Raw genomic sequence first — 18,114 nt, 5'->3', positions numbered from 1 at the left:
TCGACGCATGGCTACATCGCGCGACCCGCTTTAGCAGCGGTCTTATCAACCTTGGCGGCAACGCATTCAACGATGCGGCTATTCCATCGAACTGGAGCATCCATGAAAAAGGCACTTGCTGGTATGGCGTTGCTACTGGACCACGTGATCGACGCGATGATGAAGGACGGAACCTATCAAAAAATCGAGCACCGCTATTTCGATTTCGATATTTCGGGGAGTTGAAATGGTTGATCGAGCGAGAGGAAGCGTTCGCGTGGTCCGAACCCATTGCGTGGAAGTCGCATGAAAGTTCTTGTCCCTCGACACCCGCCTCCCCCATTGCGCCCGGCCCGTACAGGAAACTTCGGCCGATCAGCGTGCCCTTTGCGCCGAGCGCCACCGCTTTCAGCATGTCCTGTCCGCTGCGGATGCCGCCATCCACCGAGGACGAGTATATGGTTTAAAGCCCGTTTTAAAGCGCCTGAATTTAAGCTGAAGTTGCCTCGTTTCGATGTGAATCCCTCAGCACAGACAAGGTATTCACGATTTCGCCGAACAGCGGCCGGTCGGCGGCTTGCTCGTCCAGGCAATTGTTTTTCAGGCTTGTGAGCACCGCCATGCTGCTTTGCGCGGACGCCTGCGCATCGCATCGATCGATCAATTCTTCGAGCAGGCAACCGAACGCTCTTACTTCAAGGCGCTGAAGTGCGTCGGCCAGCGCTTGATCGTCGGTTGCATAGAACGATGCCGCGCCAAAGTCTCCCATCAGCGCCTGACCCTCTCCGCCATGCAGGATGTTGTGGGCGTACAGGTCGCCATGCATGATGCCCTGCCGATGCAAATGCCATGCTGCCGATGCGATCCCATGTGCAACGCTTAGCGCTGAAGTCAGGTCGAAGCGGGTATCGATGTCATAGATATCGCGCGTACAGGAGGCCAGGCTCGGCGGCCCCGCAAGGTTCTTGAGCTGCGGGTCGATCAGCGTCATCACGAGGCCATGGACGCCAGTGGGATGGCCCTTTATCTTGCCGAGTACCGGGATCAGATTGGGATGCGTACCCGCAGCAATGCAAGCGGCCATCTCGCAGTGCGGCAGACCATCGCTGGTGACAGCGCCCTTGAATAGCTTGACTGCGACGGGCACGTTTTCGCTGCCAGTCGCCGGATATTCCGGCCGATATTCTGCACGATGAATGACGCCCGATGCGCCTTCGCCCAACCGATGCTGCAGATCCAGCGCCTGCCAGGGGATATCGGCAACGGGCGTATCCGTTATTGCCTGGGCTTCCCGTTGTTCGTTGAATGGATTCCCTGCGTATGCCAGCCACGATAGCCGGGGCAAGGACACGATCCAGACCGGCAGTTCGGCAAGCCGATTAGCTGCCAGCCGGATCAATTCGAGGCGAGAGCATGCGGCTAACTCTACTGGCAGCGTGCGCAACTGATTGCCGGCCAACATCAGCTTTTGTAGCTGAGCGCAGTTTCCAATCTCGGGCGGCAGCGCCTCAACTTCATTGTCGGTCAGGATCAGCCAGCGAAGTTGAGGCGGTAATGACGCGCCGGATACCTTGCGTATGCAGTTTGCCTTGAACCCGACCATGCTCAATTGCGTGCACTGCCCGAGCACTTCCGGCAGCTCGATGAACCGGTTGTTCGAGCAGAAGATCGTATGCAATCTGGTCAGGCGCGGCAAATCGTCGGGCAGCGACGAAAGCGCGTTGCCGGACAGGTCGAGGATTTCCAGCGTGTCGGACAGATCGAATATCTCGCGTGGAAATTCGGTCAGGCCGCAGGCTAGCGCCAGCCGTTGTGTACCGGCTAGTTGTCCGGCGCGAAGTTGTTCTAGTGTGCTTGTCACAGTGGCGGGAGTATCCAGGATGGGCGGCAGGTTGGCATTGCCCGTGCAGGATGGATTTTACTGAGTATTTTCGACACGCATGATAGGCCGGTCGAAACCCCGTATGCCTGCGATCGCAGGCATACGGTTTTTTGCTCATGGTTCGAGTGCATTCGTGAACCGTGGTCTTGTGGACCGCTTGCGGCTCGCGTGTTCGCTAAATCTGCGCGGACCCGCCGTCGACGAACAGTTCGCTTCCGGTGACAAAGCTGCTGTCGTCGCAAGCCAGGAACAGTGCCGCGCTCGCGGTCTCCGCGGGTTCACCGAGGCGGCCAAGCGGCGTCGTAGTCTGCACGAACTTGATCATCTCCTTGCTCGCCGCTTCCGAGGTGGCGAGGCCATGCCATCCCGGTGTGGAGGTGGCGCCCGGCACCAGCACATTGACGCGGATCTTGCGCGGCGCGAGATCGAGGATCCAGCTTCGCGCGAAGTTGCGGATCGCTGCCTTGCTCGCACTGTAGACGCTGAATGACGGGGCGCCAGTGACCTCGGTAGTTGATCCGGTGAGGATGACCGACGCGCCGTCCTTGAGCAATGGAAGTGCCTTCTGCACCGTGAAAAGCGTGCCCTTTACGTTGGTCGCGAAGGTTTTATCGAAGTGCTCCTCCGTGATCTCGCCAAGCGCTGCAAATTCTCCACCGCCGGCGTTGGCGAACAGGACGTCGATCGTTCCTGCTTCCTCTTTTACGATGGCGAACAGGCGGTCGAGGTCGGCGAGGATGGACACGTCGCCCTGAATGCCGCGCGCATTTTCTCCAACCTCGGCAACGGCCGCATCGAGTTCCTTCTGGCGCCGGCCGCTCATGAAAACCCGCGCCCCTTCCTGTGCAAAGCGCTTTGCCGTCGCGAGGCCAATTCCGCTGTTTGCACCCGTTATCACGGCCACTTTTCCACTGAGCTTACCCATTTGAAATCTCCTGATCGAGTTTGAAGATTCATTATGGTCGGGTACATTCTGTTAGGCTAGTACCTACCTAAAGGTATGTGTGGAGATTCTTTTTATGGAAAACCGGGTATATAGCTGCGGACTCGAGATCGCACTCTCGGTTGTCGGCGGGAAGTGGAAGCCGATCGTGCTGTTTCATCTGAACAGTGGGCCGCGTCGGTTCGGCGAATTGAAGCGTCTTGTCGCCGGTATCAGTGAAAAGGTCTTGATCCAGCAAGTTCGCGAGTTGGCCGAGGATGGCATTATCGTGCGGCGTGACTATCGGGAAGTGCCACCCAGGGTCGATTATGAAATGACCGAGTTCGGCAAGACGCTGGCGAAAGCGCTCATGCCACTCTGTGCCTGGGGCGATGAAAACAGGGAACGGATAGACGGTTTGCTGCTCGACAAGACAAAGACTGAATAGATCATGTTTGGTCTACTGATGAATGGATTGCAATCGAGAGTCTGAGTTAGCCATCCCCTCAAAGGGCGCCACGGTGCGCTCGCACGCTGCAACTTCCGCCGGTATGAAACGGGTAAGCTAGCGTCATTCCAAACACAGGAAACAGACCATGCAGGTCAGCCCGCCTTCTTTCATGGAAGAACGCTTCGAGGCGCAACGCCAGGCGTTCGCGGCGGAATCGAATCCGCCGCTGCGCGTTCGCATGGACCGGCTGAACCGGCTGCTTGCGTTGACGGAGGATCATGAGAGTGAATTTGTGTGCGCGATCGATGACGACTTCGGCGGGCGGTCCGCTCATGAAACGCGGATCGCCGAGTTGTTTGTCGTGCGCGCCGGAATCCGTCACGCACGCAAACACCTGAAGCACTGGATAAGTCCGCAACGAGTCGCGACCAGTTTGCACTTTCGGCCTGGCTATAACCGCCTGTTGCGGCAACCGCTTGGTGTGGTCGGTATCGTATCGCCGTGGAACTATCCCATTCAATTATCGTTGGGGCCGGCGCTGGCGGCCATCGCCGCTGGCAACCGGGTGCTCCTCAAACCCTCCGAACTCACTCCCCGATTCTCCGAGTTGCTGGACCGGCTGGTTCGCGCTTCGTTTGCGCCCGATGAGCTGAGTGTGGTGAACGGCGGCGTGGACGTAGGTCAGGCTTTTGCCAGTCTGCCGTTCGATCACCTGTTCTTTACCGGATCGACCCAGGTCGGCCGGCAGGTCGCCCTGGCCGCTGCGGTAAACCTTACGCCGGTGACGCTGGAACTCGGCGGGAAATCACCTGCGATAATCGATGCCTCCTGCGACATTGCTGCCGCCGTGGCGAGCATTGCCTATGGCAAGTTCCTGAACGCTGGACAGACCTGCATTGCGCCGGACTATGTTCTCGTGCCGGCGGGTCTGGCCGACAGCGTTGCCGATCAGCTCAAGGCGGTAATTACGCGCCTCTATCCCACGCTGATCTCCAACCCGGACTATACGGCGATCATCAGCGCGAGGCATCGCGAGCGGCTGCTTGCGATACTCGAGGAAGCGCGTGATGGCGGTTCGCGCATTGTCGAAGTCAATCCGGCCGGCGAACGTTTCGACGAAGGTACGCGAAAACTTCCACCGACGCTGGTGGTCGGTGCGGCCGCAAGCTCGCGTCTGATGCGAGAGGAAATCTTTGGCCCGCTGCTACCCATTGTCGAATACGACGGGCTTGACCAGGCCATTGCGATGGTGAACCAGGGCAACCGGCCGCTCGCGCTTTATTGGTTCGGCCGGAGCGTCGTCAATCGCGACCGGGTGCTGCACGAGACCGTGTCAGGCGGCGTCACCATCAATGATTGTCTTTGGCATCTGGCGCAGGAAGCGCAGCCGTTCGGCGGAGTCGGCCCGAGCGGCATGGGCGCTTACCACGGCGAATGGGGTTTCCGTACATTCAGCAAAGAGAAACCGGTTTTCTACCAGGCGCGCCTGAATGGCACCCGTCTTTTCCATCCTCCATACGGCAAGACCTTCGACCTGATGCTGCGGCTGATCAAGCGTATGACGTGAACAAAACGGCCGCGGCGTGGCGCGCGCTGACTCACCTCAACAACTGGGTGTTCGAAACGGTGCCGCAGGCGGGCCTTGACGGTCGTAAGGGCTATCAGGCGCGCGGCAAGGCATTGGCGGGGTCATCCGCCGTCAACACCATGGTCTATGTGCGCGGATATCGTTCGGACTACGATCATTGGGAATCGCTTGGCAATGAAGGACGGTCGTACAAGGCGCCCATCCTCAGTCCATGAACGCGATTGATCGCGACGCTGTCCGTGGACCAGCATGAATGTCGCAAGATTAACCACGCATCAGTGCCCGGCGAGGCGAACCGGTGTAGCCCCTTCGATGACCTGCATGCTGCGTCCGAACACCACGCGCGAGAAGAAGTGCGCCAGAACGGATTCGGCCAGCTCCCCCGTTACGGCCTGCGGATTGATCGAATAGAAGAACCGCACGCCGTTGCATAACGCCATCAACCCAAGCGCAAGCGTTTCGGCGGGCAACGGTGTACCCGCGCGCACTGAAAACTCGCGGATATGTAAAGTTAACTGGTCGAGCTTTTCACGCAGGAAAGCGTTGAAGATAACGCGGAAGTGAGCGTCACGCGACGCCAGCAGTTGTGCTTCGACCCATAGCAAAAAGTTCTTGTTGTCACGATATAAATGGCTGTAAAAAAGCAATGCGCGGTCTTCCAGATCCTCACGCGTGACTTGTCCTTGCATAAGGTCGTGCAAGCCCGCTTGCATGGCAAGGTGATCGCGTTTGAGAAGTTCGATTAGCACTTCCTGCTTGCTGCGAAAATTCGAATAGAACGCGCCACGCGTATAACCTGCGGCCAATACGATCTCTTCAACGCTTCCCGCGATGAATCCTTGCTTTGTGAAAATGATCTGAGAAGCGTCGAGCAGACGTTGCCGCGTTTGTTCGCGGGCTTGCTCGCGGGTGAGTCGTTCGCGGTTCATGTGTTCATCGCGACTATTGGGCGAGTTGGGAAGCAGGTGTTGTCAGCGGTCCGTCTGCAATCGTCTGGAGCGATTCCATTGCCAGTAAAGAACCGGCCCTGCGGGGGCAGCGCCCGTGACGCGGTTGCGATCTGGGTCGCAACACCGCGGGGATAAGCACAGGCAGCACTCACAGACACATCCTCCCTCTCCCGTCCCATGCGCAACGCCTCGGTGTATTCGTAGACCGCCGTAGACCGCGAGTTTCTGGCATTCATTGTATCCGCCCTGCGTTGGGATCGCGATAACGCCGAACAGGCGCGACGTGTTCATCAAATTGCATTTGAGCCCAAGCTTCGAGCTTTATGGCGAACGCGCGGTCCCGCATGCGCCGCTAAAGCGAATCGAAAGTGCATGCGCCTGCGCAGCCCTGTAGAATCTTTTTGACCAACAATTAGCCAGGGTTGCAATGAAACCGACTGACGACAAAGCTCAAGCGCGCTCAAATTCCAGCGGCAATCACTCATTTCGAATCCTTCTCGCATGAACGACTTTGCCCGTTTGCCCGGTCACCGCTTCCTGCATTCGCCGGGACCTAGCCGCGTTCCGGATGAAGTCCTGCACGCAATGAGCCGTCAGCCGATGGATCTGGCCGACCCGAGGCTGGATCGCTGTATTGCCGCGTGTGAAGCCGGCCTGAAGCGCGTACTGCAGACAGAACAGTCGGACGTATTCCTCTATGCCGCGAATGGGCACGGTGCGTGGGAAGCGGTCATCGCCAACCTGATTGCGCCGGGTCAGGCGGTGCTGGTGGCTGGCACGGGCCACTTCTCGGAATCGTGGGCGGTGCAGGCCGAGGCAATGGGCGGTCGCGTGATTCGGACACCCTGGGTGGAGGGACGTCCAATCGATCCAGCGGATATCGAAGCCGTGCTGCGGAACGATGTGAAACGTGAGATCGTCGCGGTCTTCATCGTTCACACGGACACGGCAAGCGGCATCACCAACGATCTGCCGGCCATGCGGGCGGCGATCGATCGGGCCGATCACGCGGCGCTGCTCGTGGTCGACGTGGTTGCGTCGCTTGCAGCGGCGCCGTTCGCCATGGATGCAACGCGCATCAACGTGGTTCTTGGCGCCAGTCAGAAGGCGTTGATGGTGCCGCCCGGACTCGCGTTTGTCGCGGTCGACGCAACGGCAATGGAGGTCTCGCGCCGCAACTCCACACCGCGTTTCTACTGGGACTGGGAGCGGCGGCGAAGTCCGCTGTCGTACCGCAAGTTTTGCGGCACCCCGCCGCAAAGCCTGATTGCAGGGCTGGAGGCGTCGCTCGGGCTGATCTTCCGGGAAGGTTTGACCGAGGTGCTGGAACGCCATCGGCGAATCGCGGAAGCGGTGCATGCCGCAGTGGAATGCTGGAGCGAGACGGGTGCGTTACGGTTTTTCTGCGAGGTGCCGGCTGCGCGTTCGGTGTCCGTGACGACCATCGAGGTGAACGCGGGTATCGATCCGGAAGCAATCCGTAGCGTCGCACGCGAGCGCTTCGAAGTTGCCATCGCCGGTGGTCTCGGGCCGCTTGCGGGCCGCGCATTCCGTATCGGGCATCTCGGCGACATTAACCCCGCGATGATCCTTGGATGTCTCGGCGGCGTTGAAGCCGCCATGACCGTGCAGGGTGTTCCGTTCGGCCGCGGCGGCGTGGCGCGAGCGATCGCACGTCTGGCCTCGGACTAAAGACTCGGGCAGGCAGTCTGCAGGTCTTCTTCGGGTTAGCCGGAATACGCGGAATACGGTTAGTGACCCGAAGAAGATCATTGCCCGGGAGCGCACCCGAAAAAAATCCGTCCAAGTGTGTTCTTCCGAACCGCCAGGGGCACGCCGCGTTGCTATAAAACGAGGGCGAACTCGGGGAGAACACCATGACGGAAGAACAAGCGCGCGGCATTCTTGCCGCGAAAACGGCTGCTCGCGAATACGTGCTTCGACGGCTTGTCGAAGACAAGACGTGGGAGCGTCGGACCAGTCCTGCCACGACTGCGACAATTGTCCGCGATAGTTTCGACGGCCTTGCCAGACTAACCAATGCTCAATTGGCCAAGGCTGCCCATGACGCGGGAATTTCAGATAGTGACCAGCAGGTCATGAGCATGACGACCGTGCTCACACAGTTGGCGCCGGCGGTATAAGCGCCAGCCACGGTATGAAGACGCGAGCTCAACCCTTGTTGATTCAGCGAGCGTGTTTGACGGCTCCTTAATCAGGCCATGACCCATCCTCCGCGCAAAACCGGCCCTTCATCAAACCAACTGCGATTCTGTCATCCGCCGCATTGCTTGCGGCGACTGCCCGAATGCACGCAGAAATGCACGCCGCATCCGTTCACGATCGCCGAAACCACTCTCGCGTGCGACTACATCGACTGAATGCCGTCCCGCTTCCATCATCAGGCGAGCGGCCTCCACCCGCAGATTTTCTATGGCCCGGGCGGGCGACTGTCCGGTCTCGTCGGTGAAAACCCTGCTGAACTGGCGCGGACTGAGGTGGGCAACTTCCGCCAGCTCTTCAATCGACAGCTTCGCGGTCAGGTTGGATTTTGCATAGGCCAGCGCGGTCTGCACCCGATCCGATTTCGCGTCGAGTTCGAGCAGCGCGGAATACTGCGACTGGCCGCCGGCGCGCCGATGATAAACCACCAGTTTTTTCGCCACGAGCCGCGCCGTTTCCGTACCCAGGTCTTTCTCGACGAGCGCCAGCGCAAGATCAATTCCGGCGCTCGCACCGGCGGACGTCCAGATCGGCCCGTCGACGATAAAGATCCGGTCTTCCTCCATCTTGACCTGCGGATACGCGCGCTGAAGCGCCCGCGCGTAGTACCAGTGCGTGGTGGCGCGGCGGCCGTCCAGCAAGCCCGCCTCGGCCAGTACAAACGCGCCTGTGCAGGTCGCTGCAATGCGTTGTGATGTCTTCAGGGCGTCGCGAAGAAATGCCGCCACGCCGGCCGAATGCGGCGTGCCTATGTTGTCGCCGGTGACGATCAGGGTGTGGAACTCGCTGCCCTTGAAACTCGCGGTCTCGATGCCGAAGCCTAGCGAGGAGCGCACGGAACCGCCGTGTTCCGACAACAACTGCACCTCGTACGCGGTTTGTCCAACGGTTGTGTTGGCAAATTCGAACACGGTCGATACCGCCAGCCCCAGCACCTGAAAGTCCGGATAAACAATGATTCCGATCGTTTTCACATGGCCTCCTGCATACCGGGAACGGGATTCCCGTTGATGTCCTAAAAAGTTGCATCTATGTCATTGAGGACATGATCTCATACTTCTACTATTCCGTTCACACACCGGCGCTTCCGCCGGAACACTTGAAAAACTGGAGAACGGAAATGAGCAATGTAGCGAACAAAGGCACGGCATTGGTGACGGGCGCTTCGACCGGCATTGGCGCGATCTACGCGAAACGGCTTGCCGAACGCGGCTACGACGTCATCCTGGTGGCGCGCAATCGCGACCGCTTGAACGCGCTGGCAACGACGCTCACAACGTCCACCGGACGGAATTTCGAGGTTGTCGTCGCGGATTTGGGGACACCTGAAGGCGTGCGGAAGGTTGAAGACGTCCTGCGTAATGACTCCAGCATCACGATGCTCGTGAACAATGCCGGCGTGGGCGCGACCGCGCCGCTCGTGGACTCGGACATCGACAAAATGGACGCGATGATCACGCTCAACGTGGTCGCGCTCACGCATTTGACGAAGGCTGTCGTGCCGGGTTTTGTCGCACGTGGCGGCGGAACGATCGTGAACATTTCATCGATTGTCGCTGTGTCGCCGGAGACGCTGAACGGTGTGTACGGCGGCAGCAAGGCGTACGTGCTCGCGTTGACACAGTCGTTGCACCATGAACTTGGCGCGAAGGGCGTGCGGGTCCAGGCCGTGTTGCCGGGCGCAACCAGCACGGAGTTCTGGGACATTGCGGGCACGCCGGTGAGCTATCTGCCGGAGGGTATCGTGATGACGTCGGAAGACATGGTGGACGCAGCGCTTGCTGGCCTCGATCAGGGCGAGCTGGTCACAATTCCTTCGCTGCCGGAAGCGGCCGACTGGAACACGTTCGAGGCGGCTCGCCAGGCGTTGGTGCCTAACCTTTCGCGTCGGCTGCCGGCGGCGCGCTATGGCGTAACGAGCGGCGCGCAGCACTAAGCGATCGTGTAGTAAGCAACCCGATGCCGACGCGTTCCCTTCAAGCGCAGACGATCGTTCTTGAAGGGAGAACGAAATGGTGCGTCTGCGCATTGGGCTGTTTCGAAGAATCCTTAAGCATGTTTGTAAGCTTCGACTCGGCCAAGCTGAATACGGTGATCGCGATTCACCAAGACCTTTAAGCCGCGGACCAGACGCTATTGCGCTACGTCCCTAAGCTATCTAAACGCTCTTTAGCGCCCTCATCCTCCGAATAGCGTGCAGCAATGCGCTCATTTCCCGCCGTCACGCCGATAGCAACTGTCGTAACCTCAGCGATGTGATGGGCGCGTCCCCTTTCCCGCAGATGTCCGAACCACGGCGCATCAATTCCATGCCAGGTGAAAAAGGGCGCACCCCCGACAGCATCCACTGAACCCAAGCTTCGACGATCAACCCATGACATCTGTCCCAACAAGCGCACCTCACACTGCGGACTGGCATCAGTCGGCTGCTTCGCTATGCCTGGCCGGACACTATGCGCAAGCGTTGTCGATGGTTAAGCCGATGCTTGACCCGCATCCGGCTTTGACGGGAAGCGCGCTGGCGGAGGCCTTGAATATAGCGGCGGTCTCTTCGCTAGGCCTGAGCCAACTGGCGGACGCGCAAGCGTATTGGCGGCAGGCCATCGAGGCCAAGCCCGATTTCGTCGATGCTTATAACAATCTCGGCATGTTGCTCAAGGGCCTTGGCTCTCTGCCGGAGGCCGTGGTTGTCTATCGGCAACTGCTGGACATTCGCCCGGACCTTGCAGAGGCCAGCAACAACCTCGGCGCGGTGCTCTACGATCTCGGACGCCTGCATGACGCCGAGGCGGCTTACCGGCATGCGCTTGCGATCCGTGCGGATTATCCGCAGGCTCACTACAACCTGGGCATCGTGCTCTATGACCTGCGCCGTTGGCACGAAGCGGAGAGTGCCTACAGGCAGGCATTGGTTCTATCGCCCGATGCGGGGGCTTACAACAACCTGGGCAACGTGCTCAAGGAACTCGCCCGCCTGCCGGAAGCCGAGGCGGCGTATCGGCAGGCGCTGATCCTCAGGCCTCAATACGCCGAAGCGCTCAATAACCTGGCGAACGTGCTCAAGGAAGTAGGCCGCCTGCCCGAGGCCGAGTTCGCTTGCCGGATGGCACTGACTATCCGCCCCGATTACGCCGAAGCTCACCTTAACCTGGGCGCCCTGATGGGTGCCCTAAACCGTCTTCCCGAAGCCGAGGCGTCTTACCGGCAGGCACTCGCAGTCCGGCCCGACTATGCTGAAGCTCACTACAACCTGGGCATTGTGTTGCAGACGCTCGACCGGCTGCCCGAGGCCGAGGCCGCGTACCGGCACGCGCTGCTGATTCGCCCGGATATTGTTGAAGCCCATAACAACCTGGGCAACGTGCTGTGGGCACTGCGTCGTTCGCCTGACGCCGTTGCGGCTTACCGGCGAGCGCTTGCGCTTCGCCCCGATCTCGCCGAAGCGCACCACAACCTCGGCAACGTGCTGAAGGAACTCGGCAATCTGACCGACGCCGAGGCAGCTTTCCGGCGAGCACTTGCGATCCGTGCCGACTATCACGATGCGAAAGTCAGTCTTGCAACGCTGCTGCTCAGCATGGGCGAATTCGAAGAGGGATGGCAGCTTTACGATTCCCGTTACGATCAGCCGGGATTCATTCATCACCAGACGCAGTCCTTGCTGCAGTGTCCGCGATGGCGAGGCGAAGCGCTTGCGGGCAAGTCGTTGCTGGTCTGGCAGGAAGATGGTCTTGGCGACATGGTCCAGTTCGGCCGCTACTTCGCGTTGCTCAAGGCACAGGGCCCGATCCATATCGCATTTGCCTGCGCGCCTGCGCTGCATCGGCTATTCGCGGATTTGGAGGGCGTCGATGCGGTCCTCGACCACGAAACCGCGCTAAGCCGGGCCTCTGGGTACGACTACTGGACGAGCCCGATGAGCGTGCCGCTGCATCTGCGCACGACCACGGACACCATTCCCGATCCCATCCGCCTGACGCTTGACGCGTTGCTCGTTGAGCACTGGCGCACGCGGCTGGCGACGCTTCCACCCGGCCGCAAGATCGGTCTGGTCTGGAAAGGCAATCCCAAACATCACAACGATGCGAACCGTTCGCTGCCGTCGCTTGCAACGCTTGCGCCTCTCTGGAGCGTGCCCGGGGTCAGCTTCGTAAGCCTGCAAAAAGGGCAGGGAGAAGAAGAGGGACAGTCGCCGCCTGCGGGTCTTCCGCTGTTGCACCTCGGGACAGACCTGACCGATTTCGCCGATACCGCCGCGATCATCGGAGAGCTCGATCTGGTGATCTGCGTGGACACCTCCGCGGCGCATATTGCTGCGTCGCTGGGCACGCCGTGCTGGGTGTTGCTGCCGCGAGAAGACATCGACTGGCGCTGGATGCGCGAGCGTGAAGATTCGCCGTGGTATCCGCAGACGTTGCGGCTGTTCCGGCAAGCCGCCGATGAGAGTTGGTCCACGGCTGTCGAGCGAATGCGGCTGGCGTGTCTCGCGGCATTCTCAAGCCCGGGTCATTTGCCGCCAGGATGAAGCGAACACTTCCCGGCGTTCGCTTTGCTTCGCTATAAGCCCTGCTTCCGAAATAGCTTTGTAAAGAAAACCGCTTGCAGCGGCAGGGATTTTAAAATGCTTCAGAGTGGATGTCGATTTTCGGCAACCTCGTTCGTCGTTAGAGAAACCAGCCTTTCTCAACCCGAGGTGATCCAATGACATTAAAGCTCTACGCCCATCCGTTCTCGTCTTACTGCCAGAAGGTCCTGGTTGCGCTGTACGAGAATGGCACGCCGTTCGAATGGCGTGCGTTGTCGCATGAGAACCCGCAGGTGATGGAGGAGCTCACGGCGCTCTGGCCAATGAAGCGTTTCCCCGTGCTCGTGGATGGTGGACGCACCGTGGTGGAGGCGAGCATGATCATCGAGCATCTGGGGCTGTATCATCCGGGCCCCGTGCCGCTGCTGCCTGAAGATGCCCGCAGCGCAATGGAAGTTCGCGGCATGGATCGTTTCTTCGACAACTACATCTCGACTCCGCAGCAGAAGATCGTGGGCGACAGCTTGCGGCCGCAAACGGAACGGGATCCACGAGGCGTGGCCGACGCACGCGCGATGCTCGACACCGCTTATGGCTGGCTCGATGGACTCATGGCCCAGCGCGAATGGGCCGCTGGCGATCACTTCAGCCTGGCCGATTGCGGCGCCGCGCCGTTCCTGTTTTATGCAGACTGGACACATCGCATTGACGCGTCGTTTCCTCACGTGATTGCATACCGGCAACGACTGCTGGCGCGTCCGTCATTCGCGCGCGCGGTTGACGAGGCGCGGCCATATCGGCCGTTGTTTCCGCTGGGAGCGCCTGCCGATCGCGATTGAATCCGGCGGTCTGCCTGAAGCCGGGTGAGCCGAGCCGCCGCCCGCACCCCTGGGCAAACCCGATCTATCGCATCCGTTGCCTCGCACCCCTTTAGTTTTTCCTGCAATCGGACGATATACCGAGGGACGTCACGCGGAATTCGCGAACCCGGCATGTCGAGACGCAGCCGGGGAATTCCACGCAAATTAAAACACCGGAGGCAAGGGATGACGGGTTTCGGATTCGGACAACGCGGGCGCACGCTGACGGCGGTCGGCAAGATCGCCGAGCATGCGGGCAAGCTGGGTATCGAGATTTGCGATGTATCGGGGCACGTCGAGGAAGTGGCGGCCCGCGCGACGCGTCAGGCGGATTTGTGCCACGGCTTGCAGCGTTCGGCAATGTCGACCATGGAGGGCAACCAGCGGATTGCCGCGGCGGCGCGTCAGATGCGTATCGTGGCAGATCAGGCCGCGTCCGGCGTCAGCCAGTCCCAGGAGACGGTCAGGGTGTCGCTGGCAGACATCCATAGCCTGGTGGACAGCGTCGCGGTGATGGCCGCGGAGATCGAGACCTTGCGAGCGTCATTGAGCGACGTCAGCAAGATCTCCGAAGAAATTTCGATCATCGCGCGTCAGACTAATCTATTGGCCTTGAACGCCGCGATAGAAGCGGCCCGTGCGGGCGAGTCCGGTAAAAGCTTTGCCGTGGTCGCGGCTGAAGTGAAGGCGTTGTCCGCCAAGACCGCGCAGGCCACGTCGGAGATCGGGACAACACTCACCAGATTGTCGGGTCAGGCCGATCTGCTGATGGCCGAAGGGTCCGCCAGCGCGGTACGTGCACAGCGAGTCAAGGAGGGCACGCATGCGATCGGCGACGTTGTATTGGCAACGGGGAAAGCGATCACTGAGTTGAGTGTTGAAGCGGAGCAAATCGCTTTGCAGACCGAAGCGATCGACCAGCAATGCAGCGGGCTTGCGTCTCAAGTCTCCGAGATGGTCGGAGGCGTCGAGCAGTCAAGCGGCAGCTTCACGAAGGCGCGCGACCAGTTGAGCAAGCTGTTGGGCGTGTCCGAAACCTTGATCGAGTTGACGGCGGAAGCGGGGATAGAGACACCCGATACGCGGTTTATAGACGCGGTCATGACCGCCGCGCAGAAGATCGGCCGGGCATTCGAGCAGGCCATTTCACGCGGTGAGATCTCGGCTGCGGATCTTTTCGATCATGCCTATAACCCGATTGCCGGTACCAACCCCGAGCAATTCACGACCCGCTACATTCAGCTTGCCGATCGCATCCTGCCGGAAATCCAGGAGCCCTTGCTGGCGCTGGATGAACGCGTGGTGTTCTGTGCAGCCGTCGATACCAAGGGCTACTTGCCCACGCACAACAAGAAGTTTTCGCAATCTCAAGGCTCCGATCCCGCCTGGAACGCCGCTCATTCGCGTAACCGGCGCATCTTCAATGACCGTACCGGCCTGGCTTCAGGGTCGCATACCAAGCCGTTCTTGTTGCAGACATATCGACGCGATATGGGCGCCGGGGAATATGCGCTGATGAAAGACGTGTCCGCGCCGATCATGGTCGCAGGCCGTCATTGGGGCGGATTGCGACTTGCTTATAGCGTCTGATTGGCGATTGGTCGATCAGCGCGCGTTGACGATCCATGGGTGACGTTTCGACCAGATTCGTTTGCCGCTGGGCAGCGCAACGCTTTACTGAGCGGCCTCCTGCTACAGTCTCGCAGGCCCGACAGGACTCGCGAGAGCCATACCTTCATGCTTAGTTATGCGAATAAAGCGCGGCATCCAGATACGCAAGCTGGCCATCCTGCTCTGCATGCACAAGCGCTTGGCAGACCTGTGCACGTGGCCTGTCCATACGGCGGAGCTCATTGGCCGGCGGCCCTTCGCCCTCAAGGCCTAAGGCCTTGCGGCAACTTCATCCAGATGCAGCAGCAAGTCCGCCGGATCTTCGTACACGCGCAGCGCGCCGGCGCGTTCCAGTTCATCCATTCCGTATCCGCCGGACAGCAGTCCCACGCCGAGCGAGCGGCAGCGCCGCGCGGCGAGCATGTCCCAGATGCTGTCGCCCACCACGACGGTATGCTCGATCGACACGCCCAGACGCGACGCCGCTGCAATGAAGAGGTCGGGGTCAGGTTTGGCGTACTTCACGTCGTCGCGCGTGACGACCACGGACTTCGCCGGATCGACACCGAGCGCTTCCAGATTCACGGCCGCCGTTTCCATGCGGCCGCTGGTCGCAATGGCCCAGCGCGTGCCCGCTTCGGTGAGCGCGGCGAGCAACTCGCGTGCGCCGGGCAACGGACAAACCTGTGCACGCAGGCGCTGATAAACGTCCGCATGCGTGCGGCGCAAACGCTCCACGCGCTCGGGACTGATCTCCCCGTGCGTTTCACGCAGCAACTGGTTCGTGAAGAGGCCCCCGCTCATGCCGATCTTGCGATGGATGCGCCATACCGACAGCTCGATACCTTCCGCATCGAGCGCTTCTTTCCATGCAAGTACATGCTGGTACACGCTGTCGACCAGCGTTCCGTCGAGGTCGAACAGGAATGACGTTTCGATTCGCATGAGGGGATCCTTTGACGGTAAGTTCAGGCGACGTGATGAGTTTTATGACAGCGTACGCCTGAATCTTGTCATTGATGCGCTCGTGATGTTCCGCACGCTGCGGGTTCTCGTTTGGTTCTCGTTCACAGTTTGCGGATCAGCCGGCAAACCTTACGGCGAGCTTTATCGTGGATGGGGCGAGGGAGCCATACCTTTAACTAACGAGAAACTGTCACCGCCAGACGGGATTATCATTCTTGAGGTAGTGCCTCGGGGCCTCACACGGTTTTGCGTCGCAAACCGTTTTTTCCTCCGTCGCTTGAAGTAAAGCGACCTGCCCCGGCAGCACGCGGGCTCAATCTCAGGAGATCAAGGTGCAAAGAAAGATTCCGGCAACCTATATGCGTGGAGGCACAAGCAAAGGTGTCTTTTTCCGGGCGGATTCACTCCCGTCCGATAGGGCGCTGCGCGACCGCATCCTGCTGCGCGTGATCGGCAGTCCCGATCCGTATGGCCAGCAGATCGACGGCATGGGCGCCGCTACGTCGAGCACCAGCAAGGTGGTACTCGTGGGTCCGTCCGCGAGGGACGACTGCGACGTCGACTATTGGTTCGGGCAGGTGGCGATCGACAAGCCGGTCGTCGACTGGTCCGGCAACTGCGGGAACCTGACGTCGGCGGTGGGTCCGTTCGCGATCGCGCAGGGTCTGGTCGATGCGCCGCGCGACGGCATCGCTACCGTCCGTATCTGGCAGGCAAATATCAACGCAAAAATCGTCGCGCATGTACCGACGCAAGATGGCGCAGTGCTTGAAGAAGGCGACTTCGAACTCGATGGCGTCACCTTCCCCGCGGCCGAAATCAGGATCGAGTTCCTGGACCCCGGCGGCGAGGGCGAAGACGACAGCGATGATGCCGGCGGCGGCATGTTCCCCACGGGAAATCCGATCGACACACTCGACGTACCGGGTCTTGGCGTCATCGAACTCACGATGATCAACGCGGGTAATCCCGCCATTTTCATCGACGCCGCGACACTCGGGCTGAAGGGTAACGAACTGCAGCGGGACATCAACGGCAACGCGGATTTGCTACGGAAGGCCGAGGCAATTCGCGCGCATGCGGCTGTTCGAATGGGACTGTCCCGGACTGCGGACGAAGCATCGACCCTTCGGCCCCACACGCCGAAACTCGCGTTCGTCGCGACCCCCTCCGCCTATGTGGCATCCAGCGGCAAGCCGGTCGACCCGGCGACGCTCGATATCAACGCACGCATTTTCTCCATGGGCAAGTTGCACCACGCGATGACCGGTACCGGAGCCGTCGCGGTCGCGGTTGCCGGCGTGATTCCCGGCACGGTCGTGCATCGGCTTCTGGCGAACAAGACGGCAGGCCGGATCCGCTTCGGCCATCCATCGGGCGTAATGGCGGTGGGTGCGGAAGCCGAGCAGCGCGACGGTACGTGGGTCGTCACCAAGGCGATCATGAGCCGGACGGCGCGCCGGCTCATGGAAGGGCACGTCTTAGTACCTTCGTCTCTTGATCCTGATAGGCACTGAGGCGTTGACGCTTTGTGAATTTACCTCGCGTCGCGGTGAAAATTTCTCGCTTTGCGCGCTGGTTCAGGATGGTTAGGCTTGTGACTAGCGGCAGACACGCGCGCTATCTTAAGCCGTGGCTCATGCACTTCGCCGCGTGGATAGGGAGGAGACGATCTTGGACGCTAAATCGATAAACCTGAGCGCAGTGGCGGCGCAGACTAAAGCGGGATATTTCAATCAGGTCCTGGCTGAGGTGAACGATCACGCGGTTCACCTTAGCGTGATGGATGCGCCATTTTTCTGGCATTTTCATCCTGACTCGGACGAAGTGTTCATCGTTATCGAGGGGGTCTTGCTTGTCGAACTGGAAACCGCGCGATATGAGCTGAAGCCGGGCGAGATGTTGACCGTACCGGCCGGCGTCAGGCATCGGACCAGCCCTTTGACTCCGCGATCGGTGAATCTCACTGTCGAAAAAATGAATGCGGAAAGCGTACGCGTTTCCTGAGCACTCGCGTAAAACGATGCAATTGGCGCAGGCAGTGGACCGGAAGATCGATGGGCGCAAGCGCCCTCAGGCCCGCGAGACGATGCCGACGCATTCGGCATTACATCGTTTAAATAAAGACCTGCGCCATCGCAAATAAAAATTCCGTAA

16 protein-coding genes and 2 pseudogenes are annotated in these 18,114 nt (G+C 60.1%); 12 read left to right on the top strand and 6 right to left on the bottom strand.

What is annotated here, in order from left to right:
- The first annotated feature begins 102 nt into the window (after positions 1-102).
- Complete coding sequence (locus tag ACSQ36_RS30520) at positions 103-225, top strand: hypothetical protein (protein WP_255631352.1); 123 nt, start codon at positions 103-105, stop codon at positions 223-225.
- 79 nt (positions 226-304) lie between these two features.
- Here the strand turns inward: ACSQ36_RS30520 and ACSQ36_RS30515 are convergent.
- From ACSQ36_RS30515 to ACSQ36_RS30505, 3 genes and pseudogenes are all read right to left on the bottom strand, one after another.
- Positions 305-424, bottom strand: a pseudogene (locus ACSQ36_RS30515) (alpha-hydroxy-acid oxidizing protein); the annotation flags it as partial.
- A 45-nt stretch (positions 425-469) separates the two neighbouring features.
- Positions 470-1,840, bottom strand: coding sequence for a leucine-rich repeat-containing protein kinase family protein (locus tag ACSQ36_RS30510; protein ID WP_436184830.1), 1,371 nt, complete (start codon positions 1,838-1,840; stop codon positions 470-472).
- A gap of 196 nt (positions 1,841-2,036) precedes the next feature.
- Positions 2,037-2,786: an SDR family NAD(P)-dependent oxidoreductase gene (locus tag ACSQ36_RS30505; RefSeq protein WP_436184829.1), complete on the bottom strand. Its 750-nt coding sequence runs from the start codon at positions 2,784-2,786 to the stop codon at positions 2,037-2,039.
- Positions 2,787-2,880: 94 nt separating this feature from the next.
- Between ACSQ36_RS30505 and ACSQ36_RS30500 the strand changes: the two genes are divergently transcribed.
- The 3 genes and pseudogenes from ACSQ36_RS30500 to ACSQ36_RS30490 form a co-directional block, all read left to right on the top strand.
- On the top strand, positions 2,881-3,231 hold the full coding sequence (locus tag ACSQ36_RS30500; protein ID WP_436184828.1) for a winged helix-turn-helix transcriptional regulator: 351 nt from the start codon (positions 2,881-2,883) through the stop codon (positions 3,229-3,231).
- 148 nt (positions 3,232-3,379) lie between these two features.
- A complete protein-coding gene (locus tag ACSQ36_RS30495; RefSeq protein ID WP_436184827.1) occupies positions 3,380-4,801 on the top strand; it encodes a coniferyl aldehyde dehydrogenase in 1,422 nt (473 codons plus the stop codon).
- A gap of 29 nt (positions 4,802-4,830) precedes the next feature.
- Positions 4,831-5,013 (top strand): annotated as a pseudogene (locus tag ACSQ36_RS30490) (GMC family oxidoreductase N-terminal domain-containing protein); the annotation flags it as partial.
- An 84-nt stretch (positions 5,014-5,097) separates the two neighbouring features.
- On the opposite strand, the gene ACSQ36_RS30485 reads toward ACSQ36_RS30490, so the two are convergent.
- Positions 5,098-5,751, bottom strand: coding sequence for a TetR/AcrR family transcriptional regulator (locus tag ACSQ36_RS30485; RefSeq protein ID WP_436184826.1), 654 nt, complete (start codon positions 5,749-5,751; stop codon positions 5,098-5,100).
- Between the two features lie 522 nt (positions 5,752-6,273).
- Here ACSQ36_RS30485 and ACSQ36_RS30480 point away from each other — a divergent pair.
- Positions 6,274-7,464 (top strand): pyridoxal-phosphate-dependent aminotransferase family protein, encoded by a 1,191-nt coding sequence (locus ACSQ36_RS30480; RefSeq protein ID WP_436184825.1) that lies wholly within the window; start codon positions 6,274-6,276, stop codon positions 7,462-7,464.
- Positions 7,465-7,649: 185 nt separating this feature from the next.
- Positions 7,650-7,916, top strand: coding sequence for a hypothetical protein (locus tag ACSQ36_RS30475; RefSeq protein ID WP_436184824.1), 267 nt, complete (start codon positions 7,650-7,652; stop codon positions 7,914-7,916).
- Positions 7,917-8,027: 111 nt separating this feature from the next.
- Here ACSQ36_RS30475 and ACSQ36_RS30470 read toward each other — a convergent pair whose 3' ends face one another.
- Positions 8,028-8,969, bottom strand: coding sequence for a GlxA family transcriptional regulator (locus ACSQ36_RS30470; protein WP_436184823.1), 942 nt, complete (start codon positions 8,967-8,969; stop codon positions 8,028-8,030).
- 146 nt (positions 8,970-9,115) lie between these two features.
- Between ACSQ36_RS30470 and ACSQ36_RS30465 the strand changes: the two genes are divergently transcribed.
- The 4 genes from ACSQ36_RS30465 to ACSQ36_RS30450 all read left to right on the top strand — a co-directional run bounded on the left by ACSQ36_RS30465 (position 9,116) and on the right by ACSQ36_RS30450 (position 14,970).
- Positions 9,116-9,931 (top strand): SDR family NAD(P)-dependent oxidoreductase, encoded by an 816-nt coding sequence (locus ACSQ36_RS30465; protein ID WP_213764229.1) that lies wholly within the window; start codon positions 9,116-9,118, stop codon positions 9,929-9,931.
- A gap of 438 nt (positions 9,932-10,369) precedes the next feature.
- Positions 10,370-12,520 carry a tetratricopeptide repeat protein gene (locus ACSQ36_RS30460; RefSeq protein WP_436184822.1) on the top strand — a complete coding sequence of 717 codons (2,151 nt, stop codon included), beginning with the start codon at positions 10,370-10,372 and terminating at the stop codon, positions 12,518-12,520.
- 176 nt (positions 12,521-12,696) lie between these two features.
- Positions 12,697-13,359, top strand: a complete 663-nt coding sequence (locus ACSQ36_RS30455; protein WP_436184821.1) for a glutathione S-transferase family protein — start codon at positions 12,697-12,699, stop codon at positions 13,357-13,359.
- Positions 13,360-13,566: 207 nt separating this feature from the next.
- Entirely contained in the window at positions 13,567-14,970 is a 1,404-nt protein-coding gene (locus ACSQ36_RS30450) for a methyl-accepting chemotaxis protein (protein ID WP_436184820.1), read from the top strand.
- Positions 14,971-15,261: 291 nt separating this feature from the next.
- On the opposite strand, the gene ACSQ36_RS30445 is transcribed toward ACSQ36_RS30450, so the two are convergent.
- On the bottom strand, positions 15,262-15,936 hold the full coding sequence (locus ACSQ36_RS30445) for an HAD family hydrolase (protein ID WP_213764225.1): 675 nt from the start codon (positions 15,934-15,936) through the stop codon (positions 15,262-15,264).
- A 353-nt stretch (positions 15,937-16,289) separates the two neighbouring features.
- Between ACSQ36_RS30445 and prpF the strand changes: the two genes are divergently transcribed.
- Positions 16,290-17,474 (top strand): 2-methylaconitate cis-trans isomerase PrpF, encoded by a 1,185-nt coding sequence (prpF, locus tag ACSQ36_RS30440; protein WP_436184819.1) that lies wholly within the window; start codon positions 16,290-16,292, stop codon positions 17,472-17,474.
- Positions 17,475-17,631: 157 nt separating this feature from the next.
- Complete coding sequence (locus tag ACSQ36_RS30435; protein WP_436184818.1) at positions 17,632-17,964, top strand: cupin domain-containing protein; 333 nt, start codon at positions 17,632-17,634, stop codon at positions 17,962-17,964.
- The last annotated feature ends 150 nt before the right edge of the window (positions 17,965-18,114 follow it).

It is taken from the genome of Caballeronia sp. LjRoot34 (genome assembly GCF_964253815.1).
GTDB lineage: Bacteria > Pseudomonadota > Gammaproteobacteria > Burkholderiales > Burkholderiaceae > Caballeronia.
This window is presented reverse-complemented; position numbering and strand designations above follow the sequence as displayed.

Excerpts from the sequence above, each read along its gene's own strand:
- ACSQ36_RS30500 (WP_436184828.1), top strand. The coding sequence starts at position 2,881 with ATGGAAAACCGGGTATATAGCTGCGGACTCGAGATCGCACTCTCGGTT.
- ACSQ36_RS30450 (WP_436184820.1), top strand. The coding sequence starts at position 13,567 with ATGACGGGTTTCGGATTCGGACAACGCGGGCGCACGCTGACGGCGGTC.
- ACSQ36_RS30485 (WP_436184826.1), bottom strand. The coding sequence starts at position 5,751 with ATGAACCGCGAACGACTCACCCGCGAGCAAGCCCGCGAACAAACGCGG.
- ACSQ36_RS30460 (WP_436184822.1), top strand. The coding sequence starts at position 10,370 with ATGACATCTGTCCCAACAAGCGCACCTCACACTGCGGACTGGCATCAG.
- ACSQ36_RS30480 (WP_436184825.1), top strand. The coding sequence starts at position 6,274 with ATGAACGACTTTGCCCGTTTGCCCGGTCACCGCTTCCTGCATTCGCCG.
- ACSQ36_RS30520 (WP_255631352.1), top strand. The coding sequence starts at position 103 with ATGAAAAAGGCACTTGCTGGTATGGCGTTGCTACTGGACCACGTGATC.
- ACSQ36_RS30505 (WP_436184829.1), bottom strand. The coding sequence starts at position 2,786 with ATGGGTAAGCTCAGTGGAAAAGTGGCCGTGATAACGGGTGCAAACAGC.
- ACSQ36_RS30455 (WP_436184821.1), top strand. The coding sequence starts at position 12,697 with ATGACATTAAAGCTCTACGCCCATCCGTTCTCGTCTTACTGCCAGAAG.
- ACSQ36_RS30495 (WP_436184827.1), top strand. The coding sequence starts at position 3,380 with ATGCAGGTCAGCCCGCCTTCTTTCATGGAAGAACGCTTCGAGGCGCAA.
- ACSQ36_RS30445 (WP_213764225.1), bottom strand. The coding sequence starts at position 15,936 with ATGCGAATCGAAACGTCATTCCTGTTCGACCTCGACGGAACGCTGGTC.
- ACSQ36_RS30475 (WP_436184824.1), top strand. The coding sequence starts at position 7,650 with ATGACGGAAGAACAAGCGCGCGGCATTCTTGCCGCGAAAACGGCTGCT.
- ACSQ36_RS30465 (WP_213764229.1), top strand. The coding sequence starts at position 9,116 with ATGAGCAATGTAGCGAACAAAGGCACGGCATTGGTGACGGGCGCTTCG.